Source organism: Treponema sp. JC4 (assembly GCF_000260795.1).
In the GTDB taxonomy this organism is placed as follows: Bacteria; Spirochaetota; Spirochaetia; order Treponematales; family Treponemataceae; genus Treponema_D.
The window spans coordinates 38,665-64,257 of sequence record NZ_AJGU01000001.1 but is presented as its reverse complement, the minus strand read 5'-3'; the positions used below and the strand labels follow the sequence as shown (position 1 = coordinate 64,257).

Here is a 25,593-nt window from a genome sequence, read left to right as displayed (position 1 = left end):
AGCACAAATACAAAATACAAAAAATGCTTTATAATAGTAGTAATTATGAAAATTTTTCTTAGCAAACCTGGCGTAATTTGTGCGGCAGGAAAATCTTCCGGCCAGCTTTTTGAGGCAGTCTGCCGGGCAGATAATTCTTCTATAAAAAAACGAAAAGTCGGAAGTGGAGAGGATTATTTTGCAGCTTCCGTAAACAAAGATGATTTTGAGGAAATCACAGGCGGCGATAAAGCCACTTCTCAGTTTGATTCAAAAATTGTCCGTATGGAAAATGCGGCATTAAATCAGATTGTAAATACCGTAAAACTTGCCCTACAGAAATTCGGTGCAGAAAAAATTGGAGTCTGCATAGGTTCCTGCGACAACCTGACAGAACTTTCAGGCCCTTCTCATCTTAAGTTTTTTACAGAGGGAGATTTTAAAGACTATTCTATAGAAAAACAGAGCGCTCAATATGTTGCCCGTTTTATTAAGGAAAGATTTGGTTTAAAAGGTCCTGCAAATGCTTTCAGTACCGCCTGTTCTTCAAGCGCAGTTGCAATCATAAAGGCAGCTCAGCTTATTAAGGCCGGAATCTGCGATGCAGTAATTGCAGGGGGCGCAGATATTGCAAGTGATACTGCACTGATGGGCTTTGGTTCTCTGGAAGCAATATCTTCTGAGCCGACAAATCCTTTCAGTAAAAACAGAAAGGGCATTACTATGGGTGAAGCAGCAGCTTTTTTCCTTCTATGCCGCGAAGATTTAGACAAGACAGGAATTATTCTTGCAGGCTATGGAGAATCTGCCGACGCCTACCACATGACAAGCCCTGATCCGGAAGGAAAGGGAGCGGCAGCCGCTATGGAAAGGGCTCTTAAATCAGCAGGTCTTTCTGCAAAAGATATAGGCTATCTGAACCTCCATGGAACAGGAACAAAATTCAACGACAGCATGGAATCTAAGGCTGTAGACAGGATTTTTGGAGACTATAAGGTTCCCTGCAGTTCAACAAAAGGCTCAACGGGACACACACTTGGTGCTGCAGCCGCTTTAGAGCTGGCAATTTGTTTTGAAACTTTACAAATGGCAGCGGGCGCTCTCCTTGCAGAAAGTGGCAGGGGAAACAGCCATTCAAACTGCATTCCGACCATTGCGCCCGATGACACTTCATCTTTCCTTCTTCCTGCTCAAAGCTGGGACGGAATTCGGGACGAAGAATTGCCTGCATTGAACTTTGTAAGTGCAGGAAGCTGCGGAAAAAAGGGAGAAGTCAGAGCCTGTATGAGCAACAGCTTTGCCTTTGGCGGTTCAAACGCTTCTTTGATAATAAAAAAGGAATAAGAGGAAAAAATGTATAAAAAAACTGAAAACAAGGGACAGGACAAGGCGATTTTTACGCCGGAAAGCCTTAAAGAAGATGATATTCGTGCAGTTGACGCAAAAACTCATGCTCAGGAAATTGCTTTTTCGCCTATGACCTTTCAGGCCGTACGTGCAATGCTGGAACTTGGGATTTTACAGCTGATTGAAGATGCCGGCGACAGTGGAATTAAGGCAAACCAGCTTGCAGAAAAGTCTGGCGTTAGTCTCTATGGCATAAATCTCCTTTGCGAAATTGCCCTTGGAATGGGAGTTATCAAACTTTCCAGTGACAGTACTTTTGAAAGTGACGAGCGCTACGTGCTTGGAAAAACCGGCTGGATGCTTCTGGAAGATGATTTGACAAAGGCTAATTTCTGGTTTACAAATGACATCTGCTATCAGGGAGCCTGGGATTTACTCGCTTCTATAAAAAGCGGAAAGCCTGAAGGTCTGAAAGTTTTTGGAGACAAATGGACTACAATTTACGAAGCCCTGTCCTCTCTCCCGGAACGCGCAAAGAAAAGCTGGTTTGATTTTGATCATTTTTATTCTGACATTGCTTTCCCTGATGCCCTTCCGATTGTTTTTGCAAAAAAGCCTGCCCATCTTGTAGATATCGGGGGAAATACTGCAAAATGGGCAATTTCCTGCTGCAAATACGATCCGGACGTTCACGTTACGATTATGGATTTACCGGGTCAGACTTCAGTTGCAGAAAAGAATGCTGAGGCTGCAGGTTTTGCAAAGAGGATTTCTACCCAGGCAGGAAATATTTTAGATCAGAGTGATCTGCTGCCAGCAGGTGCTGACGCTGTCTGGATGAGCCAGTTTTTGGACTGCTTTTCTCTTCATCAGATTACAAAGATTGCAAAAAAGATTTATGCCTGTGTGGATAATAAGTGCAGCGTTTACGTTCTTGAACCTCTCTGGGATAAACAGAGATTTATGGCAAGTTCCTATTCTTTGCAGGCAACTTCCCTTTATTTTACCTGCATGGCAAACGGAAACAGCAAGATGTACAGATACGGAGAGCTGGTTCAGGCTATTGAAGAAAGCGGCCTGAAATTAAAGACGGCACATCATAATCTGGGCTCAAATAATTATACGCTTTTGGAATTCAGCAAATAAGTGCACGGGTGATTTTATGGACAAAAAGATTTATATATCAAAACCTTTCTGCTGGGCGCCTGGAGTTACAAGTGCAGAAGAATGGCAGGAATGGAAAAATGGCAGCCGCTCAATTTTGAAAACGACAGAGGCTCCTGCAATTTCCTTTACCCCGCCACTTTTCCGCCGCCGTTTGAGTCAGCTTTGCAAAATGGTCATTCAGGCAGTTCATGATATTATTGAAGAAAGCGGCTGTGGCGACATAAAACAAACCTTTGTTTCAACTTACGGCGACATAAAACGCCAGCTGGATGTGAGCCGACAGACTCTGATTGATAAGGAAATCTTACCGGCTTCCTTTTCTTATTCGGTTTTTAATGCGCCTATTGGCCTTGCCTCCCTTGCCTGTAAGTTGAAAAGCGGCTATTCGGTGCTTTTTCCCGCAGAAAACCAGTTTAAGGATGCCTTTCTGACAGCAGCAGCACCCCTTCTCTGCGGTGATGAAGAAGCCCAGATTTTTGTTTTTGGAAACGAACTTATTCCTGAAGAATATAGTGGGCACTTCCCGGCAAAAACTGCGGACGGTACAGATCTGAACGAACCTTTTGTTTTTGCAGCTGTAATTTCGGGCAAAAAAAGCCAGACCTGCGGCAGGGAAATTAATCTGGAAAAAAGCGATTTATCTTCAGCTCAGGCTTTGTTACGGGAAATCCTTTAATGAAAAAAATTCTGACAGCGATTTTTTTAAGTTTTTGTCTCTTTAATGCAAGTGCAGTTGGGCGAAGTAAAAGTGCCGTTGAAGCAAGTGTTAGTGCCTCCGGGACAAGTAAAAGTGCCGTTAACCAGGCCGGCCTCTACAATCAATACATTTGGAAGGGCGTTCGCGGAATGTATTACCACCGCGTTCTTGCCCAGGTCAGCATTCCAAAAAATCCTAAGGGAACAGTTGTAATTATCTGCCCGGGCGGAAGCTACCACCATCTTGATATTCTCAACGAGGGAATCCCAACCCAAAAGTGGTTCAACCAGCAGGGGGCTACGGCAATAATTCTTCGCTACAGGACAGCAAACCGGGGCTACCACGCCCCTGCCATGATGGAAGACCTTAGCCGCATGGTGGAACTTGTCCGCAAGTCCCCGGAAAATTACGGCGCGACAGACGAGACTTTGAAGCTTGGTTTGATTGGGTACAGCGCGGGAGGCCACCTTGTAACCTGGGGCGGGGCAAATCTGCAGCCCGATTTCGTAATTCCAGTTTACCCGGTCGTTACAATGGAAGAATATATAGGCCACCGCTGGTCAAGAAAAAGCCTTATCGGAAAAAATCCGCCTGCCGAAAAGCGTCTGCAATTCAGCATGGAAAAGCAGATTCCCCCTGATATGCCGCCAACCTACCTGGTAGCCTGCCACGATGACCCGGTTGTAATTTACGAAAACTCTGAACGCCTTGCCCGGGCACTGGAAGCAGCTGCCACTGACTTTACCTTTACAGACTACCCCTGGGGCGGTCACGGCTTTGGCATGAAAAAGTGTAAGTTTTTACGCACCTTTAAATGGAACGAAAGACTATTGGACTGGCTGAAAGAAAGAAATTTTCTGTAGGAGGGGAAAGCCTTCCCCTGCGGACGCACTTCGTTGCGCCCTACCCCTTCAGCGGGGGAGCCCCCGCAACGCCCCCCCCTTTTACTTATTCCAGACCCTAAAACCTGCCCGCAAAGGAAAGTTAGCAAGTTTCAGCTTCAGACTGTCTGTCGTAAAAAGCAGCTGAGGTGCCCAGCCCCCCTGCACAAAAAGCTGCAGATGTGAAGTACAGAATCCGTTCAGTCCCAGATAAAAGGCATTTTCTATAATAATTTTATTATCAATAAAATTATAACCCGCACAAAGTTCAGGTGCATAAAAGAAATTCACCGCTTTGAATAAATGAATATTTTCTGCAAGAAATTCTATACCGCCAAGTGCAGCTTCCACCTTATAATCAGAAAAGTAAAGGTCAGCTGTAAAAACAAAGGGAATTGTATCAGCCGCATAATCCAGGCGAGCTCCTGCAAGGGGACAAAAGTCTCCATCATATGCAGCCGTAGCGCCGGCACCTATTCCACCTGCACTCATTCTAAAAAGAAGAAAAACTGCGATTATAAAAGAAAGAAAAAGTTTTCGCTTCAAAAGGTTTACCCAGAGCTTAAACAGTCTTAGAAATTATTCCGCCGCCGATAATCACGCCGTCTTTATACAAAACTGCCGACTGTCCTGGAGCGACAGCTCTCTGTGGCTGATCAAAAGTGATTTTCCATGGCTGACCGGTAAATTCTTCCCCTTCTGCAGGCTGGTAGCGTTCCACCTTGCAAGGTACCGGTTTAGAAGCCAGTCTGATTTTTACCAGCGCTTCAATCACACTTCCCTCAGGCGGTTCTACATCACCAGGCCAGACAAAATCATCAGCAATCAGGGCGCCGGAATTAAGGGCATCATTCGGAGCAAGAACAATCAGATTGTTTTTAGCGTCAATCGAATGAACGTAAACAGGATATTTTGCAGAAACTCCAAGACCGCGGCGCTGACCAACGGTGTAGTGTTCAATTCCCCGGTGGCGGCCCAGAATATGTCCGTCCAGGTCAATAATATCACCCGGAACACTTGGCTTATCACTGAAAATCATGTCAAAGTATTCTTCGCCAACAAAGTCCTGGCTTTCTGCACGGTTTGCGGCATCAAGATTTGCCTGACGGGCAAGCTCAAAAACCTCGCTCTTTTTCATAACGGCAAGAGGATAGCGGACTGTTTCAAGCACAGAACTTGGGATTCTGTACAAAAAGTAAGTCTGGTCTTTTGAAACATCAGTTGCACCGGCAATCATACAAGGACGCTTGTCAGTGCCGTAAAGGCCTTCGTCCGGGCGGACAATGCGCGCATAGTGACCGGTACAGAAGTAGTCAAAAGTAATTCCGCTTGCGCTAGCAGCTTCCAGCATGGCACCAAACTTAATGTTTCTGTTACACATAATGCAAGGGTTTGGAGTTCTTCCGCTGCGATATTCATTCTTAAAATATTCCAGAACCTTTTTCTGATACTGCTCTTTTACATCAACAACGTGGTATTCAATATCATGCTCGCTGCAAAACTTCTGACATTCTTCAATATTTTCTTCTTCACCAGGACCGTAGCAAGCTTCCTTCATGGGCTTGTCAGATTTTACTTCCGGCAGTTTTCCGTCCCACAAAGACATTGTAATACCGATAACGCGGCAGCCCTTCTGCTTGAGCATCAGAGCAGTCAAAGTTGAATCGACACCGCCGCTCATTCCAACAAGCACAGTGTCCCCTGCCTTTGGCATATCAAGATTGGTATAAGTCATAAATTTTCCTTGGATTTATTTTTTCATCAGATCTTTGAGGGTGACGCTGTCCAGGTAGCCTTCAATCAGTTCGTCAAGTTTTGTCCACATTGGAAGGGTACGGCATTCCGCCTTGCGGTCACACTTATAATCAGCATTTTCAAGACAGGCAACCGGAGCCAGAGTGCCCTCTGTAAGACGCAAAATCTCGCCCACGCGATACTCTTCCGGCTTACGGTTCAGCTTATAACCGCCGCCCTTTCCGTGTGCTCCGTCAACAAAACCAGCCTTAGAAAGCATAGTCATGATTGCTTCAATATATTTTTGAGAAATGTTCTGTCTTGCCGAAACGTCTTTGAGCGGAGTAAATGAGTCTTCGTGCTGTTCTGCAAGGTCAATCATAACCCTGAGCGCATATCTTCCGCGTGTAGAAACTATCATATTCACCTCAACCTATTATCCTAGTATATCAAAAGGTTGAAAAAAAGCAAATAAGTATCAGGAATATATTTGACCTGCAGTCAGTCGTATTTTATAGTAAATTCTTTTTTCCCCAGGCCTGAACCAGATCCTTAGGCTCTTTTGAAAGCAGGGCTTTTACCAGAAGCAGATTTGTCTGACTAAAAACATTCTGCATCAAAGGCTCCTCTTCTGCAGTAAAGTGGCTGAGAACGTAGTCAGCAACTCCCTGATTTGGTAAAGTCGGACGTCCGATTCCAAAGCGAAGGCGGAAGAAATCCGGAGTATTCAGAACGGCTTTTGTTGAACGAAGACCGTTGTGACCGCCAAGACCGCCGCTCCACTTAAAACTTACAAAACCAGGAGCAAGTTCCAGTTCATCATGAACCACCATGATTTCCTCCGGCTTGATCTTATAAAAGTTTGCAACTTCAATAATACTTTCGCCGCTAAGGTTCATGTAAGTCATAGGCTTTAAGAAGTAAATGTGAGCCGGTGCTTCTTCCGGGACAAGAACAGGTGAGCCGTCCTTTTTAGAAGCTATTTTGTAATCGCAGGCCCACTGGCTAAGCTCAGCCGGGGTAAAACTTGCAATTTCCCCCTTAAACTTGCTCTGCCAGTTCAGGCGGCCCACGAAAGGAAGCGAGTCTTCAAAAAACCAGCTTACGTTATGACGGGTCTTTTCATATTCTTTTCCGTAGTTTCCTAAAAATGCTACTAATTTAATCATTTTAAAAGCTCTTCCGGATTCTTTAAGAATTTTCTTGCTGAATATGAAGCCAGATCAAAGGTATAAGGAGTTTCTGTAGAAGATGCGCTGTATTCAGCCGGCTGATCATCCTTTTCTTCTTTTGTCTGGAACAAGTCGAGAGCTACAGTTTTTCCGCCTGCCTCTACTTCACAAGTAAGAAGATAAGTTCCTGCAGGACTTGCAGAGTCCTCTTCCCAGCTGCTGGCAGTCAAAGTTGCAAACTCGCCGAACCAGCTTTCAGCCTTCTGTCCGTCAACTTCGCCGGTAACAATTCCATGTCCGTCGATTTTCCAGGTCATGTTTTCTGCCTGACCTTCACGCGAAACCTTCCATTCAGTTCCGTCTGCCTTTTTAATAGAAACGGAACCAATCATATTCTTTTCCAGAGTCCAAACACTGTTACTGCGCAAATCAGAAATAGACTTTCCAAAGATGCTGTTCAGGTTACCAGAAGCAAGATAAACATCGTTACTTCCGTCAATCATAATATAACCCTGAGAACCTGTTGAAGAAGCCTTTCCCACAGTGATTTTACGAAGTTCTTTATCCCCCGCAAAAGCTGTAACTGTGACTTTTTTGCTGTCTGTCAAATCATAGCGGATTTTTGAAGCTTCGCTGGAAGCACTTCCCACGCGGTCCAGAACCTTAACAGATTTTACTGCATTCACAACAGAATCAACGTTAGCGGAGTTGGCAGGATATTTTGAATCTCCCACTACCCATTCGTCGCCAGACTTAGCAAGCAGGATTGTATTTCCGCCATTTTCAATTGTAAGTCTGTCCGGCTCTTCCTTAAGGGTAAAAGTTTTAACCGAAGATTTATTCAGTAAAACTGCCTGCAAAATACATATTAAAAGCAAAAGAGCGCAGGCGCTAAGTAAAAATATTTTTCTTTTCTGCATTTATTTAATTCTCCTTTCATCATCAGGATTATATTTTTCATCAATCTGCTTTCGGCGGGCACTGCGTTTCTTAAGAATTACAAGACCACATACGGCAACAAGAGCAACAAGACCAAACTGATTAAAATACTGCATGATTTTTGCAAAAGCTGCAGATTTCACAGTCAGGGTATTAATTGAAAGTCCCTTTGTACGCATTGTACAGAAGTCTTCATTACCGTTGAGGTAATCAACCGCATTCAAAAGGAACATTGCAATCGGGTTACCGCTGGCATTCCCGTCCATAACCTGAGCTGTTGTAATGTTCGAAGAAGAGAAAACAATGATTTTTCCGCTCTGAACACCAGCTTTAAGATGGGCGTTACTTTCGATTTTTGAAAAATCTGTTGAAGCAGCGTCGTTAACGGCACTTGCACCTGCATCCTCACTTTCTTCACTTTCCGGAAGCTCCGGTGCACTTTCAAAGGCAGAGTCAAACTTACCTTCAAGCAGAACTGCAAGATTCTGAGCCTTAATCTTATCTTTTTCTGCCGGCGGCATCATAAGGTTTGGATTAAGCATAATGTTCTTGTCCATTGTCCAGGAATTTTCAGAAGACTTAGCAAGAACTGTAGTACGAAGATTTTTGTTAGCCTCAGCCCCAGTCACATCAAGAGAAGAGTTCATCAGCATGATTACGTAACCAAGATTTTTTGTGATTACGTTCTTTTTAGCCAGAGAGTTTTTCTGCAAAACAGGAACCCAGTAAAGGTTCATTTTTCCAGTCTGGCGGTCGCTCTGTGTGTAGCAGTTTTTATCAAGAACAAGGTTCTTTCCACGACTTACCCCGTATTTTTCAAGCAGGCGGTCAATGTTCACCTCGTTTGGAGTAAAACTTACGTTTCCGTAATAATCCTGCTGACCTGGAACTACACCGTCAACAAAGAAAAGCACGTTTCCGCCCTTCATGATAAACTGGTCGAGCTTGTAAAGTTCTGTCTCGCTGAAGTCAGCTTTAGGGCCGTTTACAATTACAAGTCCCATATCAACAGGAATTTCATCCTTACTCAAGTCGATATCCGAAAGCTCGTACATATCAGAAAGAATTGCTTCAAAGTTAGCAGCGTTATTCATATCCTGCTGACCATAAGGATTTGCCTGAGCCTCTCGCGAAACTTCTCCGTGTCCTGTGATGTAACCGATTTTTGTAGTCTTAGAAAGAAGCGATTCAAGGGCAGAAGAAACTGTGCCTTCTACATCATCAAGGCCGCCAACACCATAACCGAACAAAGAACGGCGGATCTGAACAGGAAGAAGGGCAAACTTTTCTCCATATTCAAGAACAGCGCCAAAAACGGCAGTTTCTACAGCTCCGGTCTTTCCCTGAACGTTCAAACGAGGAAGTCCATATTTTTCACAAAGTCCGTCAACCTCACCGGCAGCCGGGCTAACAACGCGGAAGGCAAGACGGTCAAGGTTCTTCTTATTAGCCGCAGCAACGCCTTCTCTCAAAGCATCTTCTGCCTGACCTCTAAAGCTTGAAAGTGCATCACTTGTATAGAGAGTCAAAGTAATTTTCTCTCCGCCGGCAAGTCCTGCAAGAGTGTCAGAAAGGCTAATCATTTTGGAAATCTTTGTTGTCAAAGAATATTCAAAGCCGTCAACAGAAGTAATTCCGTCCATCAGCTCAATGCTGTCTCCGTAAGAAACAACAATTCCCATATAAGCCTGCTTAAAGCCTACTTCGTTGTTTTTTACTTCCTGAATCTGAATCTGATGAAGTCCGTATTCGCGGGCAATCTTTTCATTTTCAGGCTTAGACATATCCATGTAGTTTACGCTGAATTTTGAGTTGGCAGCGCCCTTATACTCTACAAGAATATCCTTTACGTACTGAGCAACCCCGTTGTAAGGAGCCGGAAGGTTATCAGCAAAGAAAACGCGCACATTCAAAGGCTCTTCAATATTTTTTACAATTGAACGGCTGGCCTTAGACAGCGAATAAGATTTTGGAGCTGTCAAATCAAAGCGGAGGAAGGCATTGTGGGCAGCCAAATTTGCCAGAATTAATAGAAGAATAAAAAGCGCAAAGTCACTGGCAGGACTTTTTAACCATTTCAAGAATTTTTTCATCTTACTTACTCTCCTGCTGCTGAACTTTTACAGTAATTACAAAGAAAAGTGATGTCAGCGAAATAAAATAAAGCAAATCGCGGGTATCAATAATTCCGCGCGAAATTGAAGTAAAGTGAGAGCTTGCCGAAATAAAGCTCAAAAAGCTTACAAGCGGAGCCGGAAGCAAAACCAGGAATACATCAATCAAAGTCAAAACAATACAGATGATAAAGCCTGTAAAGAAAGCGATAATCTGATTTTTTGTGACTGATGAAGCAAAAATTCCGATTGCAGTAAAGCTTGCACTCAAAAAGATTGCGCCGATGTAACCGCCGATAATCGGGCCGTAATCCGGAGCACCAAAAATCTCAAGGGTGATTACATAAAAAAGACTTGGCACCAGCATAATCAAAGTGCCTGCAAGACTTGCAAAATACTTTCCGGTAACAACGTCAACTTCGGTAACCGGCAGGGTCATCAAAGTTTCAAGCGAACCGCTGCGTTTTTCTTCTGCAAAAAGACGCATTGTAAGAGCCGGAACAAAAAAGCTCAGCATGATTGGAAGAAGTCCAAAGAACTGACGCATTTCTGCACGGTTATTAAGGAAGAATGTAGAAAAGAACATAATTCCAGAGATGATTAAAAAGAGACCTGTAACAATGTAAGCCACAGGGCTTGTAAAATATGATTTAAATTCGCGCGTAAAAATTATCAGCGCAGGATTTTTTCTATTTGATTTCATTTTTGCGCCACCCCACTACTTTTCAGCCTTTTCTGTAAGGGCGTGGAATACGTCCTCAAGACTGTTTTTCTGAACTGATATTTCGTAAAGATTAAAGCCGTTTTCAACACAGGTCTTAGCCACAGCCGGACGGATTTCTTCGTTACCGCTCACGCTGATGAGAATGTTGTTCAAGGCTGTCTCCGACGCAGCAGGACCATTCACATTTTCGCTACCAAGCAGAGTAACATTTGCAACGCCGGCTAGGCCCTTAAGTTTTGCGCTTACGTCTTCAAAAGAGCCGCCCACCGTAATTTTTACAGAAAGCTCGTGTCCAAAGCGTTCCTTAAGTTCTTCTATAGAAGAATCCGCAACAAGCTTACCACCGCTTATGATGATTGCGCGGGAACACAAGGTTTCAACTTCGCTCAAAATATGGGTAGAAACAATTACAGTTCGGGTTTTACCAATCTCACGGATAATTGCGCGAACGTCTTCAACCTGGTTAGGGTCCAGACCGGAAGTAGGCTCATCCAGAATCAGAATTTCTGGGTCGTGCATAAGTGCATGAGCAAGAGCAACTCGCTGTCGGTTACCACGGCTAAGCTCGCTGATATTTTTGCTCATTACTTCTTTAAGACCGCATTCCTTACACAAAAGCGGAAGCTTTTCTTCAGGATTTTCACCCTGAATCTCTGCAATGTAGCGCAGATAATCTTCAACAATCATGTCGCCATACAAAGGCGCACTTTCCGGCATATAACCGATTTTCTGCTTTGCTTCTACCGGCGACTCCTGGATATTTCTTCCATCAATAAATATTTCGCCGGCTGAAGGAGCTAAAAAGCCCGTAATCATTCGCATTGTCGTAGTTTTTCCGGCTCCGTTAGGACCCAAAAGACCAACAATTTGACCTTTAGGAATAGAAAAACTAACGTCACTTACCGCACGAAAATCCCCGAAGTTTCGGGAAACGTGGGATACATCTATCATAAAAACCTCCTAATTTTCTTCTATTTTAAAACCAAAATGGTCGTGGCCAGGTAACACTAAAGTCCCGGCTTTTACAGTTTTTTTCAGCAAAGAAAGGCTTGCGTAAATCTGAGCCTCGTTACCACCCTGCATATCAGTTCTTCCCCAGCTGTGGTAAAACATAGTATCGCCACTAAGAAGAAGCCCTGCTTTTTCGCTGTAGTAACATACAGAACCAGGCGAATGCCCCGGCGTGTGAATTACCTTCCAGTCGTTAAAAAGCACTTCCCCACCGTTGAGCAGGACATCCGCCTCCGGCTGGTTTGCAACGCCCTCCAGAACCGCTTCCATCTCAAAAGAAGAAAGAATGCTGCGGTTTATAATGCCGCCGGCCTCACCCCGCTCAGCACAACCTAGCTCCCCAGCCTCAGCCTTGTGCACGTAAACCTTAGCGTCCGGGAAGGCCTTTTTAATCACGCTGATTCCCATAATGTGGTCAAAATGGCTGTGCGTAAGAAGAATTGCCCGGCAGGTAAGCTTTTTCTGAGCCAGAAAACCTGTGATTTTAGAAGCGTCTCCTGTAAGCATGCAGGCCGCAGGGTCCACTACAAGCGCGGGACGCAGGTCGCTATCCCCGCTCCCCTTTTCTTCAAGCGGAACAATATAAGTATTTACACCGAACACGCCGGTCTGTAAGCAATAAAACTTATCCATTTTCACAAACTCAAAAAAAATGACCCCCGCTCAATGGCAGAAGGTCATATTTTAGCCCAAACTCCTACTTAAAAATTCAAGCAGGTAGACCTAAAAATTGCTCACGCAATTTTCTTAACGGTCTGCTATCAATCAGGAAGAGTCTTAGACTCTTCTCTCACCAAATGGCTCATTATCCGCAGCCTTTTCTGCCGCTGCAAGTGCTGCTGCATCTTCTGCTGCCATATCCTGCTCTGTCATGCTTGCAGGTGCTTCGTAACCTGAATCAATTTTGTCAGAAACAGTTTCTGAACCAGCGTCCTGTGCGTAATCAGCTTCAGCATCCTCACCTTCAGACTTCTGGCGAGAATAGCTTACAGCAAGCTTGCGTCCGCGGTAGTCATAACCGTTCAATTTATCGATAGCCTGCTGAGCATCATCCTTGTAAAGCTGAACAAAAGAGTAGTTAGCAAGAACCTTGATGTCACCAATGCGTTCGCGGTCAAGACCAGCAATTGCAATAAGAATACCAACTAAATCACGTGGGTAAACACGACGGTTTTTACCAATGCTGATGAAGATAGAAATTGCATCAGCTTCTGGGATTTCTACGCGTGGATGACGAGGTCTTTCTTCTGTAGTTTCAGCAGCTGCTTCATCCTCTGTTTTTTCCTGACGGAAAGAAGTTTTATATTCGTTTCTTGAATGATTGTCACGGCGGTCATTTCTGTCGTTTCTGTCTGTACGAGAGAATTTATCATTTCTAACTTTATTTCCAAAGAAGCGGTAATGTTTCAAAGATTCCTTAAGCATAAGGGCAATAACATATTTGCGTACTGTAAGAGAAACATTTTTCTTAAAAAGCTTGCTAAGCTGAGCAAGAACATCAACATCTTCAGATGTACGAACCTTTTCTACTGCATTCTGAAGAAAATCTGCAACCTGTTCTTCGTTAATTTCAAATTCACGATTATCGTGTCTGTAAGCCATGTGAAACTCCTAATTAAATAAATGTAAACTGCGCTGTGCGCTAAAAATAAATTAGATTTCTGCAACAAATCCGTTTCTGATTTTTCTGAAACCTCTGCGTATTAATAACGGTTCAAAAAAAGACGGAATAAAAATATTTGGCAGTAAAATCCATTTTTTTCCCTGAACTCTCAGCTGATTAAGAAGTAAATTTACTAACTCCGTACCAATTCCAAGTCCACGGAAGTTTTCAGGAACAAAAAAACTTGTCATAACCATCGTTTTTTCCTGATTTCCAACCATAACAGCTGCGGTAATACAACCCGCAAATTCATCTGCCTGAGAACGGCACAAAACTCCTTTTTGTCCTACAAGGTCGTAAGTTTTGAATCTGTCTTCAAGCAAAGTGTAGTATGATTTTCTAAAATCGTCCGGTAATTCCGAACTATCGTCTGTCAAAAAAGCGCAGGTTTGCTGAAGGACTTCCTTTTGATTTTCGCCCGACTTATACTCTTCAAATGAAAAATCATCATGAACTAAATCTTCATCGGTTTCCGAAAAATAATCTAACTTTTCTAGTCCCCACACCTCTCGCAAAGAATTATACCAGTCGTTGATACGTGCCGACATAAACTTGTGTTTAAAAATATGCCATCGTTTATCAGCGTCGGGATAATTTTTCAGAACATTTCTAAAATTCTTAAATACCCCCCTTCCCGAATGCAGAACCTCCTTCAATTCCTTTTTTACCTGAGGAATGTGAAGCTGATCTACAAACGCTTCTCTAAGTTCAAAACCATCTGATGGATTCCATTCAGGCAGTTCGTAAAAAAGATTATCATCAGCTTTAACGTCGGCAGTTTTTTCCAGCAGGGAAGAGGAATCAGCACTCAGTACGAAGCTTCTTTCCTGATTTTCCATAGCGGAAATTATCTGTTCTATAAGGCCGTCGTTTAAAGTAAATGTCATAGTTATTTAGGCAAATCTGTGCGTTTTGTAACAATCTTGCTGATAAGACCGTATTTTACAGCTTCTTCAGAATCAAGCCAGTAATCGCGGTTTGTATCCTGAGTAACCTGCTCAAGCGGAGTTCCTGTTTCATCAGCAATCAGCTTGTTAAGCAAAGCCTTAGTTTTTTCCATTTCCTTTGCGTGGATTTCAATATCAGTTGCAACACCCTTCATTCCGCTCATCGGCTGGTGAATAAGGTAGCGGCTGTTTGGAAGTCCAAGACGTTTTTCTTTTGGAACAGCAAGAAGAACAAGAGTTGCAGCGCTGGCAATAAGACCCATACCAACAAGAACAACAGGACATTTGATAAAGCGGATCATATCAAAAATTGCAAAGCCGGCATCAACATCACCACCAGGAGAATCAATGTACATGTAGATTGTTTTTTTAGCATCATCTGCTTCAAGAACAAGAAGCTGGCGGACAATCTTATCTGCCAGGTCTTTATTGATTTCGCCCGAAAGGATAATCTGACGTGTTTTTAAGAATTTTTCAGTAAGCGGATCAGGCATCTCTGGTGCCTTTTTTTTCTCTTCCTCGTCTTCATCATCAAAAAGAGGAGATGCGTAAAGTGATTTCATTTTTTTATTCCTCTGTGAATATACTTTCTATAAATATAATAAAAATATTGCTCATTTTCAATGCGCCGGTCGTAATCTGCACTACAACTATTAATCTTCCGCACCGGCTATCACTTAAGCCTGACGGCTTAAGTGCATTTAGGACACGAATTCTCTTGTAATGTTCTCATACTTAAACCAGTCAAAATCAGCATAAAACTGCTTCTGATTAAAATCGCCGCCCGCAATGGCAAACATGCCAAGAGTTACCCCCGAACGGCCACCCGACTTATCAGGCGACAAAAAACTCGAATCAACATCAGCCGCAAAAATCATCATACTGCGCTCATCAGCACCAAATTCAAACTTCAAAAGCTGCTTTTCAGCAACAATACGGAAAATACCATTGAACTCGTTAGTACCGCCGCCAATAATTTCTTCCTTTACCACCTCGTCATTGCCGTCAATCGTACGGATAAACTGAATCGCAATCACCATGCCCAGGTACTTAAACTGCAACCTCAGATTATATTTTTCATTCTGATAGCAGATAATACCCGCGCAGTCCCCCTGATTTACAAAATGACAGGTAAGCTGTGTACAGGCCTCATAACAAAAAGCAGTCTGACGACGCACAACCATAGCAAGATTTTCTTCCGACTGAATTGCAGCGCCCCCGTAAAGCCTCAACATTCCAGAAACCTCATCCCACTTAATCAGATTTTCGCAGAAAGCCCGGTTAGTAAGCCAGTAAGGATTCGGCGCCCCCTCATTAAAGTCATCAATTACAGGAGTGATAACCGCATCCGCATCATCATCAGCACGTTTAACCACAAGGCCGCTCAAACTATAGGCATTTTCAACCTTACCCGTTTCAGGCGCAATTAAAGGCCAGCCATCTTCCCAGCGCACAGGCAGAATAAAAGTTTCCCTGTCCATATTGATAAAACGCGACTGCTTATCACCATAAGGGCGGCATCCACTGACAGCAAGCCACCAGCGCCCGTCCTTATCACAGTAAATATCCCCATGACCAATGTTTATGATTTTTGCCTGCTTACCCATGTTGCGGTGAGTAAAAATCGGATTGGTATCTTTTATCTGCCAGTCCTGGTCAATCTTAGCAGAACGGGCAATACTAACCCCGTGATTAAGGGTAAATCCACCTTCGCTGAAAAGAAGATAATAAATGCCGTCGTACTTAAAAATATGAGGCCCTTCAATCCAGCCAGTCCGGCGCGAATCACTTTTCAAAATGATTTTCTGCTCGCCAAAAAGCCGGGCACTTTCAAGGTCTATACGCTGAAGAAAAACCTCACTCTGACTGTCGTAAAATTTATCTTCAGTTGCTTCCCGAACTCCGCAGTACCAGACACTATCATCATCATCAAAAAAAATCGAAGGATCATAACCGTGAGCACCGTCAATATGGATGGGATTAGACCACCATTCAGCAGGCGAATCACTAAAGCAAAGAAAAATTCCCATTCCATCCGCCTGATTTGCCACGCAGTAAAAACGCCCCTTTTCACCATAGTTCGGATCAAAACGGATAGTCGGCGTCATCAGTCTTTTTTCAATTCCACGCCCGCTCATATCCAGCTGCGCCCCGGAAGAAATAATATTTCCAATCTGCGCCCACGAAACCCCGTTCTTACTGGAAAAAAGCGGCAGCCCCGGAAAATAAGTATAGGAAGCCGCCGTCATAAAAAACTTCCCTCCCGCCGCACAAATACTAGGCGAAGGATAAAACCCCGACAAAACTGGATTGATAATTCGGTAACTCATAGGGATATTATACAGCAAATAAAGGCCAGGGAATAGAAAAAAGTAAGAGGAAGGAGGGGAAAGCCTTCCCCTGGGCTCAGCCCTGCGGTCTTCGCCCACCCCTTCGCCTAAGGGGGACGCAAGAACTTGCTTACCCCCTTAAAAACCCCCAGTAATTTACATCTTGTAAATATATACTTCAAATTTAATTGACATTCTGTAAATTTATACTACAATAAAACTATGAAAGAAATACTAAAATACCTAAGACAATTAAATTCTCTTTCACAGGAAGAAGTGGCTCAGAAACTGGGTATTTCACGTCAATCTTATATAAAATATGAAAAAGGAAGTGTCATTCCTAATACGCATACACTTTCAGAACTTGCAAAACTTTATTCTGTAAAAGAATCTTTCATAATAGAAAACAAAATACCTTCACTTGAAAAAACAAATCATGAAGCTTTTCTGTATAAAACAAAAGAAGCATCCCCGCTTACTTTTGCAGAACCACAAATCCAATATGGAACTACACCTCGAAAAGTTTACGATGGAATTTTTGACGGAGATTCCATAAAGATTCTGGATTCACGACTGAAATCAAAATTAAAAGCAGGACAACATATCAGATATTATATCGAGGATGAAAGCGAAGAATTAAAAAGAAGAAAGGAAGCCGTGAAAAACATACAGGCAATTTTAGCTGAAGTAACTCCCTGCTATTCAGATTCCGATGATCCTTACTACAAAAAAGCTTTAGAGGATGCTTTGAATGAAAAATACAATCTTAATTGATACAAATATTTTGCTGGATGTTTTCCTAAAACGAGAACCTTTTTATTACAATTCAAACAGAATTTTCCAGGCCTGCCTGAATGGAGAGCTGCAAGGTGTAATAGCAGCCCACAGTTTTAACAACATCTGGTATATAGCCAGAAAAAAATATGATGATGCCAAATTAAGAAGGCTGCTTATTTCTCTAATTTCTGTTTTTGAAATAGAAAGCATAGATAAAACAAAAATTCTATCTGCTTTAGAAAATTCCTCTTTCAAAGATTTTGAAGACTGCCTCCAGGATCAGTGTGCCCAGTCTTTTAAATGTGATTACATAATCACGCGTGATACAGATGGCTTCAAGAGCTCAAAAATCAAAGTTCTAATGCCGGAAGAATTTTTAAAACTAAGCCCTGAAGTTAATATTTAAGTCCACAAAAAAAACTTACAAATTCCGGCAATGATTTTCCTAAAAATTTGAAAATTCCTTCTTTCTGCGTGATAATATTCTATATTATATGAAAGGATTTCTGAGCTTCCGACATTTTAAAAAGCTTCTCAAAACGATTGTATTTTGTCTATTACTATTGAATACACAGAATTTTTTTTCGCAAACTGCTTACCGCTGGAGTGGAAATGGAAACAATACAAACTGGTCGAATTATGCTAACTGGGAAAAATATACCGGTTCATCAACTGTTCCAGAAACAATAGGAAGAAGCGAAGACACTGATTGGACTGCTACTGGAGAAAATGAATATCCACATACTGATACTGATGCTGCTTTTGTAACAGGAGAAGCAGTAACAACTATCACACTTGATAAGAGTATTGTAATACATGATTTATACCTAAATACTAAAGGTAGTAACAAAATTACAATAAATTTAAGCTCTTTTACAATAATCTGTACTGTAAAATTAATGCTTATAGCCGAAAATAATGCCCATTCTATAAATGCAAACGTAGATATTATTGGTTCAGGAACATTTCAAGCCAACACACTAGACTTTCCAAGTAGTGGCACACACACACTTACTATCGCTGATCAAACTACAAAACTAATCATAACCGAAACTTTATGGGCAAACAGTAATGGAACACTAACATTTCAAGGAGACGGCTATCTTTATATGCCAAATGGTGGTGGAATCGTAAACTGGGGACCTGCAAATATAAAATACTTAATAAACGCTGAAAAGCGTTTACCTTACGAAGGTGAAGGTGTAACACCAGCCTATTCTTGCAATATAACAATTCCAGATAACTTTCCCACTTCTGATGCAACAATTACATTTACGCGCCGTTATTTTGACTCAGGAGAATGGAATTTAAATTTTCCTTATAAAGTAGAAATTGCTGGTGATGAAGAATACACCATAACGGAAGTAGGAAATACAACAAATTCCAAAGTTCTGGTAGATGGAGAAATAGGAACAGGAAATATTTCTTCAGGAGATTCAATTATTTATGCAAGACCAACAGATACAACACACCCAATAGTTAATAATAAAGTTTCTACTACATACAAACTTTCTTGCAGTGATTCAATTACAACAAAGAAAAATGGAATAACAATTAAATTTTATAGTCCAGATGGAAAACAACCTGAAGAAAGTTTTATGGAAATTGGTCGTTTATCATGGCATTATAAAAGCCCAACCTGGACAGGTGCAGAAGATCATAAATGGACAAACAAAAATAATTGGTCCTATTCTGGAATTGCAGGTTTTGACCCTTCAAATCTTGGCGAATATGATATTGTAATTTCTGAGCAATCAAGTTCAAGACAGCCTGTTATCGAAAGTAATATTTCTGTTGGTAGCCTTACCATAACAGGAGGTTCTAAAGTAACACATAAAAGTGGCCAGCTTTCAACAAATAAAATAGTAACCACAGGTACAGGAAAATTTATTTCAGAAAAAAATGCCTATGGAACTTATGATGGTACTCTTGAATTAGCAAAACTTAACAACTCCCAATCTAACCCAACTCTCATTCGTGCCTTTTCTGACTCAATAACACTTGGTAATCTTTCCATAGGACAAGATGCAAGTTTTACAATGCCTTTTGATATGAATTTGACAATGCTAACTTTAAACTCAGGCTCTTCATTTTCAAAAGGAACAGATCCAAAGAAAAAATTAACTTTAGGCTGGCTTCAAGTTCAAACCGCCAGTTACTCACCTGTCACAAATAAAAACATCACCCTCACCGAAGATTTTGAAGCAAACAGCATAATCATTCTTTTGCGTGACGGAAACATTACCGCAGAAAAAACTCTTTCTGCAAAAAAAGATTTCATAATAGGCGGCGCAAATTATAAATATACAATCTATACATATGAACAATTTACAAACAGACCGGATGGATGGATTGATAGCTTCACACCTGTCTCTCTGGACATAAATCCCAATGATCCATGGTCCGACTCTTCAACATTTTATCTTTCAGCAGGAGCAGACATTAAGGCAGGAACAAGCGGAGAGGGTAACTTTTTTATAGACGGGGCAAACCTCTACGGCTCTTCTGGCGGCAATAAAATAATTATCCCTCAAAATGATTCTGCTGAACATTTTTGTGCCTATTCAATTTTTTCAACAATAAGAAACATTACGGTTGCCTGCTCAGACGGCAGTGAGGACGGTTCAAAAGCACAAATTCCTGTAGGTGGAGGCTCCGTTGATAACACCTGTCATAATTTTGACAAAGAAAATTTCATCATCGAAAGTGCCGAAACCGTATTCGACAACAAAATCAAAATCACCATGAACCGGGAAACCCGAAACACCCAGGGAGAACTTAGTGATCAAAAAATCATAAATGCAATAACAGTTTCAGACGGAAATTATTTTACCAGTACTGAAGTTCCGCAAGACACATCCATCAACCCGGACCCACTCCGTCCTACAGTATTCTACATAGAAACAGATAAAACCACCTGGAATATGGATGCCACAGGTAATATGGATCCTTCAGATCCTCAGGCTGTTATAGTCGCCTGTAATTACACAGATTCAAAATCAGAATGGCGTTCTGTTGTTCCATGCCTCACAATTCCACAAACATCAGACTACGGCTTTACCATCACAGATAAATGGGGCAAACACCTAGAGCCTTACAGTCCTTATACAGGAACAAGCGACGGTACCGATAAAACACCAACATGGTCAGGTCAGGCTGACACTTCATGGGCAATAAAAAGGAACTGGTACAATCTGCACAAAGATAAATCTCTTGAACAAAACCTTCAGGAAAATGATATCACAATAAAACCTACAGCAAATTCTCCGGTAATCTCAACAAGGGCAGCTTCTAACCAAAGCTGGCAGGTAAAATCAATGACAATTGAAGCTGGGGCTTCTTTGACAATAGAAAACATGGGAATGTTAAATGCAGGCTCATTCACAAATAACGGAAGCTTCACTCAAACTGGCGGTATGCTTCAGCTTTCAGGAGCAACTGCAAAAATAAAATATGGTACGGATGCAGTCACAAGTATCAAAAGTATGGAAGTATTATCTGGAACCGCATTAAGTCTCGAAAGCCCGGTTTCTGTAACTAATTTAATACTTAATGATAACCTGACAATTTCTACAGCTACAAATCCATTAACAACTACAAATCTTCTGATTAATGCACAGGCAGGCAGCCTAAACCTTGCAGAAAACTATTCTGCAAAAAACATATACTTCCTGTCTGGTACAACAGATATAGCTGATTCTATAAGTTCAGAATATATTTTGGCATATGGCGGAACAATAAACCTTAGCACAGCAACATCACTTCTTGCAGCGGAGAAGGATTTTATAATTTTAGGAACAGAATATAAACCAGATGAGAGTGACCTCAGTAAATTCAATTATAATCATTTTGCTGCTAGACCTGACGGCTGGACAAGTGTAAATATCCCGGTTTCTGATATAGGCAAATTGCCGGACGAAAGCAAACTCCAAACATTTTCAGCAAAAATTACAGCCACCGCAGGAGCAACCCTTTCTGCCGGAACTGCTGCTTTGTCAGCTTCCGGAGGAAACGGAAACCTTTACATTAACGGAACAAGCCTGACCGGAACAGGAGAATGGTTTATTTCAATTCCTCAGAATGACACCCCGGAAACCTTCTGTACCGAAGCAATAGAAGCTACAATAACAAACTGCACAGTAAAATGCCTTTCCGACAATTCATCTGATGGTTCAAAAGCCCAGATTCCTTACAGTGGAACTATAGCACTTGATAATTGTAAGAATTTCGACAGCGACGAATTAAATATCGAAGAAGCTCACACAGTATACGACAACCGCATTTATCTGAAATTTCCTCGCGAAATCAGAAAAATCATAGATCTTAATGCAATCACCACTTCTGACGGAAAAGGCTTTACAGCGGAGTACTATTCAGAAAACGGAAGTGATGTACCGCCTGCATTAAAATCACACGTATATCTTTACACCGACCAAACCTGCTGGAACATGGACGCTACTGGAACTTCTGCAGGAGGTGATGACTACACAAACCACACAGGCATCAGAAGTGAAAATATTCCAAGCCTTACCATTCCTCAATATGTTTCTGATTCAAGCGGTAATTTAATCTGCGGATATCTGATAACAGACAAATGGGGAAAAAGATTAAAAGCCTATTCTCCTCTTTCTTCAGCCTACACAGACGTAACAGACGGTGTTCCTCGGGAATATAAATGGACAGGTGTTGCTGACGAAAAATGGGAAAACGAAGATAACTGGTATTTTTCATACTCAACAAAGACCTTTGAAGACTGTCTAAAAACCTTTGACATTACTATCCCTGCTGCAGCTAACCAGCCGCTTTTTACAGCTGATTCTGGCTCATATGAAGTAAAATCCCTCAAGATTACAGAAAATGCCAAACTCACGATGACAGGCGGAAACCTTACCATAAACAGGATAGAACTTACTGATAAAAAAACTGACTCTGATCAGCCGGGTATTTTTGAAGCAGGCAGCGGAACCGTCATTTTTGAAAAGCTCACAGACGAAAGCACACAGACAATCATTAACCCGTCTTTTTCTTCTTCTCAGCCGGAACTGTCAAGTTTTTATGACCTTAAGATTAAATCTGGTACTTTTGAATACAGGGATTTCCCCCTTACAAATGACCTTTATCTTTTTGCCAGCGTTGATTTCAAAAAGGATTCTGCAATTCCGGGTAATTTTTATATAAAAACAGAAGAAGCTCAGACCTTTAATTTTGATATTTCTGCAAAAAACATAATCGTTTATTCAGGCTCTCTTACAGTAAACAAAACCCTTTCAGCCCTGAATGACCTGATTATTCTGGGTACAAACTACCAGAACTCAACTTTCACCTACGATCATTTTGCTACCCGTCCGGCCGGCTGGACTGACGTAAACATTCCTGTATCTGATTTGCTGGCCCTGCCTGACGGCACAGTCATTGATAAGGCCGACTTAAATGCAAGCCTGCTTCTTTCTGATAACGCAGCCCTAAAGGCCGGAAACAGCAGTGATAAAAAAGGAAACTTCTACATAAACGGAGCCAGCCTGACTGGCGGGGCAGACTCAAGTATCATCATTCCTCAGAATGACAGTCCCGAGAATTTCTGTGCAGAAGCAATAAATTCAAATATTTCAAACATAACCGTTCAATGCGAGGATGGCTCTTCCAACGGCTCAAAGGCCCAGATTCCGGCAGAAGACTGCACTCTCACCACCTGTAAAAACTTTGACTACGAAGATTTTGAAATTACAAAGGCTTATACCGTAACCGATAACCGCATCCACCTTGAGTTCGACAATAAAAAACGCCCCCTGCGCAACACAAACAGCGAACTTGCAGATTCCAATTTGATAAATGAAATCAATATTGGAGACTCAATGTCTATTTACGGTAAGGTAACTGCGGTTTACAATTCTAAAAGTGGAACAGGTCTTCCTGCTGCAAATCCTACAGCAATCTACATTGTTTCAAGTACAACCTGGAACACTGACGCAAGCGGAACCTATGTAGGTAGCGGAAGATACACAGACTCAACAGGTCATTTTAAGCGGGTAAAAACAAGTCTCTACATTCCTCAATATATTTTTGATTATGATGAAAACAATCAAGAATTCATCATTATCAGCGGCTATCTTCTTACAGATAAATGGGGTAAACGACTAAAAAATTATACTTATGATCCTGATGATTACAGCGACAGATCTTTTACCGCCGTAACAGACGGAATCCCGGAATCAGAAAAAACTCCCCGCATTCCGCCATCTTTCAGCGCAGTTCTTAGTGCAATCGGGGGAAATAAAATTTCTCTAACCTTCTCTAAACCTATTGTTACAGATAATAATAAAATTTCTTATTACTATTTAAATGAATCAACAATGGTAGTTACAAGAGAAACAATCACCCAGCCAATGAAAGAGATTTTCCCTCGTTGCTTTGAACTTATTTCTATTGATGCTTCAGGAAATCCTGTCTCTTCTGATCTTCAAATTGATAAGAGCCAGACTGCTACAATAGAAAACACTTCAAGTGGTTTAGAAATTGTAACTCTAAAACTTACCAGAAACGTCACCCTGGCAGACATACAAAACCTTTACATCCGCCTTGTTCACCCTAAAAAAGATGATGGAAGTAACCTATACCCTCCTACAAACTATGACCACGTAACAGAAGAAAAAGGCGTATATGTTTCTTTCATTCAGGAAACCGACAAAGATCACCTCGAAGACGGCGAAAACTGTATGATTCTAAAAACTGCCCATACTATATCCGACTTTGCACTTGGTGCTGTAAGCCCTTCTTATGCATATCTTTCAGCAGTAAGCACAGCGGAGGGGGCTGATCAGGATTTCTTTAAAAACATCTACAGTGAAAATTCAGAAGCCGTTCACGATTTTTCTAAATCACAGAAAAACTACGGAACTTTGCCATACGGCCAGGAAATCTCTATTGTATCAAAAGTAAACACGGGAAATGACTCAGCAGCAGAAAGCGATTATCCTCCTGTCTTAAAACTCTTTATCACAGATAGTCCGGATTCAGCTTCAGTTTTCCCAACCCTTAATACAAATTATGATAAAACTTCTGAAGCCTGGCTGCCAGACAATTCCGGCGCTTCAATTATGGATTTCCACAGCTACACTCCGGATTTTAATTCTCACTTCTTACATGATTTAGAAAAAAGTAGATTTATAAATGACTCACCTTTAAACGGTTACATCATTAAGATTCCTCAAGAAAAGGTAAAAGGATTTCGACCTGGCTCACAAACAGACTTCCTCTACATGCTTTGCGATTCAGCCGGGGCTTTTATTCCTCATTATCTTTCACCACAATGCGATTATGAGCACGACACTTACACATTAACAAATCCAAATCCGCTCTTTGCCTTCACCCTTTCAAACCCGGCAGACCTTCTCAGTCTGACCCCATGGTACATGACTCTTAAATCTATCAATGAACAGAGAGGTGGAGTAACAATCTTAAACAACGTAATTAATTCGCTAAACGGAGAAAAAACCGTTGTCAAAGTAAACATGCCTTCCAGCGGAAATCTTGATGTAATCGTTATGACGCTGGACGGAAATATCGTAAAATACCTGAACCGCGGCAGTGCATCGGCCGGAGAACATTTTTACTACTGGGATGGAAAAAATAATGCCGGATCTCCATGTGCACGTGGAATGTATTTTGTAATAATCAAGGCAGCTGGAATAGACGAAACCCGAAAGGTGATGGTTGTAAAATAATTCTGCTTTCCGTATAATTAATATTTATAAGATGGATTTTGAGAAAAGAAGCGATACTCGCTATAGAGAAATTGGAAAAATCACATGCCACGAACTTTGCGCTCTGCCGGGTGTTCTAGACGACATCAGTGCAGGCGGGCTTAAAATGCATTATGCTTTTCCAGTTGTAGTTGAACTTGAAAATGAATACGAAGTTGAAATTCTTCCTTCAAACGCAAAAAATCCTATTCCATTAAAATTGAAATGTCTTCCACAGTGGGCAAATGAACAGGACGGCAGCACCTATATCGGCTTTAAGATTTTATACTCGCCTGATGCAAACCGTCTCAATGAGTTCATAGATCATCTGGAACAGCTTTCCGAAGACCAGCTTCCGCAGATAAAGTAAAT

The 25,593-nt window shown here is 41.8% G+C and carries 21 protein-coding genes; 8 read left to right on the top strand and 13 right to left on the bottom strand.

The window, feature by feature from the left end; translation table 11 throughout:
* Positions 1 to 45 precede the first annotated feature (45 nt).
* The 4 genes from MSI_RS00305 to MSI_RS00290 are packed head-to-tail and all read left to right on the top strand — an operon-like array spanning position 46 to position 4,053.
* Positions 46 to 1,323, top strand: a complete 1,278-nt coding sequence (locus MSI_RS00305; RefSeq protein WP_009102425.1) for a beta-ketoacyl synthase N-terminal-like domain-containing protein — start codon at positions 46 to 48, stop codon at positions 1,321 to 1,323.
* Positions 1,324 to 1,332: 9 nt separating this feature from the next.
* Positions 1,333 to 2,472, top strand: a complete 1,140-nt coding sequence (locus MSI_RS00300) for a methyltransferase (RefSeq protein ID WP_009102422.1) — start codon at positions 1,333 to 1,335, stop codon at positions 2,470 to 2,472.
* A 16-nt stretch (positions 2,473 to 2,488) separates the two neighbouring features.
* Complete coding sequence (locus MSI_RS13685; protein WP_009102420.1) at positions 2,489 to 3,169, top strand: beta-ketoacyl synthase chain length factor; 681 nt, start codon at positions 2,489 to 2,491, stop codon at positions 3,167 to 3,169.
* Positions 3,169 to 4,053 carry an alpha/beta hydrolase gene (locus MSI_RS00290; RefSeq protein ID WP_009102418.1) on the top strand — a complete coding sequence of 295 codons (885 nt, stop codon included), beginning with the start codon at positions 3,169 to 3,171 and terminating at the stop codon, positions 4,051 to 4,053. The genes MSI_RS13685 and MSI_RS00290 overlap by 1 nt, the downstream gene beginning before the upstream one ends.
* An 81-nt stretch (positions 4,054 to 4,134) precedes the next feature.
* Here MSI_RS00290 and MSI_RS00285 read toward each other — a convergent pair whose 3' ends face one another.
* The 13 genes from MSI_RS00285 to MSI_RS00225 all read right to left on the bottom strand — a co-directional run bounded on the left by MSI_RS00285 (position 4,135) and on the right by MSI_RS00225 (position 16,705).
* Positions 4,135 to 4,563, bottom strand: coding sequence for a hypothetical protein (locus MSI_RS00285; protein WP_009102416.1), 429 nt, complete (start codon positions 4,561 to 4,563; stop codon positions 4,135 to 4,137).
* A 70-nt stretch (positions 4,564 to 4,633) separates the two neighbouring features.
* Complete coding sequence (gene mnmA / locus MSI_RS00280) at positions 4,634 to 5,806, bottom strand: tRNA 2-thiouridine(34) synthase MnmA (RefSeq protein ID WP_009102414.1); 1,173 nt, start codon at positions 5,804 to 5,806, stop codon at positions 4,634 to 4,636.
* Between the two features lie 15 nt (positions 5,807 to 5,821).
* Positions 5,822 to 6,226, bottom strand: a complete 405-nt coding sequence (locus MSI_RS00275; protein WP_009102410.1) for an Rrf2 family transcriptional regulator — start codon at positions 6,224 to 6,226, stop codon at positions 5,822 to 5,824.
* A 91-nt stretch (positions 6,227 to 6,317) separates the two neighbouring features.
* The gene (gene pth / locus MSI_RS00270; RefSeq protein WP_009102408.1) at positions 6,318 to 6,974 is read right to left on the bottom strand and encodes an aminoacyl-tRNA hydrolase; all 657 of its coding nucleotides are present in this window, start codon (positions 6,972 to 6,974) and stop codon (positions 6,318 to 6,320) included.
* Positions 6,971 to 7,897, bottom strand: coding sequence for a DUF4340 domain-containing protein (locus tag MSI_RS00265; protein WP_009102406.1), 927 nt, complete (start codon positions 7,895 to 7,897; stop codon positions 6,971 to 6,973). Before MSI_RS00265 ends, pth begins: the two co-directional genes overlap by 4 nt.
* Positions 7,898 to 10,009: a GldG family protein gene (locus tag MSI_RS00260; protein ID WP_009102404.1), complete on the bottom strand. Its 2,112-nt coding sequence runs from the start codon at positions 10,007 to 10,009 to the stop codon at positions 7,898 to 7,900.
* Between the two features lies 1 nt (position 10,010).
* Positions 10,011 to 10,733 (bottom strand): ABC transporter permease, encoded by a 723-nt coding sequence (locus MSI_RS00255; protein WP_009102402.1) that lies wholly within the window; start codon positions 10,731 to 10,733, stop codon positions 10,011 to 10,013.
* A gap of 15 nt (positions 10,734 to 10,748) precedes the next feature.
* A complete protein-coding gene (locus MSI_RS00250; RefSeq protein WP_009102399.1) occupies positions 10,749 to 11,705 on the bottom strand; it encodes an ABC transporter ATP-binding protein in 957 nt (318 codons plus the stop codon).
* 9 nt (positions 11,706 to 11,714) lie between these two features.
* Positions 11,715 to 12,398: an MBL fold metallo-hydrolase gene (locus MSI_RS13680; RefSeq protein WP_009102397.1), complete on the bottom strand. Its 684-nt coding sequence runs from the start codon at positions 12,396 to 12,398 to the stop codon at positions 11,715 to 11,717.
* Between the two features lie 144 nt (positions 12,399 to 12,542).
* Positions 12,543 to 13,367, bottom strand: coding sequence for a DbpA RNA binding domain-containing protein (locus tag MSI_RS00240; RefSeq protein ID WP_009102393.1), 825 nt, complete (start codon positions 13,365 to 13,367; stop codon positions 12,543 to 12,545).
* 51 nt (positions 13,368 to 13,418) lie between these two features.
* Positions 13,419 to 14,315 (bottom strand): GNAT family N-acetyltransferase, encoded by an 897-nt coding sequence (locus MSI_RS00235; protein ID WP_009102390.1) that lies wholly within the window; start codon positions 14,313 to 14,315, stop codon positions 13,419 to 13,421.
* A gap of 2 nt (positions 14,316 to 14,317) precedes the next feature.
* Positions 14,318 to 14,938 (bottom strand): ATP-dependent Clp protease proteolytic subunit, encoded by a 621-nt coding sequence (locus MSI_RS00230; protein WP_009102388.1) that lies wholly within the window; start codon positions 14,936 to 14,938, stop codon positions 14,318 to 14,320.
* A 138-nt stretch (positions 14,939 to 15,076) separates the two neighbouring features.
* The gene (locus MSI_RS00225; protein ID WP_155815444.1) at positions 15,077 to 16,705 is read right to left on the bottom strand and encodes a family 43 glycosylhydrolase; all 1,629 of its coding nucleotides are present in this window, start codon (positions 16,703 to 16,705) and stop codon (positions 15,077 to 15,079) included.
* A 222-nt stretch (positions 16,706 to 16,927) separates the two neighbouring features.
* Here MSI_RS00225 and MSI_RS13675 point away from each other — a divergent pair, with 222 nt between their 5' ends.
* The 4 genes from MSI_RS13675 (at position 16,928) to MSI_RS00205 (ending at position 25,591) form a co-directional block, all read left to right on the top strand.
* A complete protein-coding gene (locus MSI_RS13675; RefSeq protein ID WP_009102384.1) occupies positions 16,928 to 17,479 on the top strand; it encodes a helix-turn-helix transcriptional regulator in 552 nt (183 codons plus the stop codon).
* Positions 17,457 to 17,888: a PIN domain-containing protein gene (locus MSI_RS00215; RefSeq protein ID WP_009102383.1), complete on the top strand. Its 432-nt coding sequence runs from the start codon at positions 17,457 to 17,459 to the stop codon at positions 17,886 to 17,888. The genes MSI_RS13675 and MSI_RS00215 overlap by 23 nt, the downstream gene beginning before the upstream one ends.
* A 157-nt stretch (positions 17,889 to 18,045) precedes the next feature.
* On the top strand, positions 18,046 to 25,203 hold the full coding sequence (locus tag MSI_RS00210; RefSeq protein WP_039923785.1) for a FlgD immunoglobulin-like domain containing protein: 7,158 nt from the start codon (positions 18,046 to 18,048) through the stop codon (positions 25,201 to 25,203).
* Between the two features lie 31 nt (positions 25,204 to 25,234).
* Complete coding sequence (locus MSI_RS00205; protein ID WP_009102376.1) at positions 25,235 to 25,591, top strand: PilZ domain-containing protein; 357 nt, start codon at positions 25,235 to 25,237, stop codon at positions 25,589 to 25,591.
* The last annotated feature ends 2 nt before the right edge of the window (positions 25,592 to 25,593 follow it).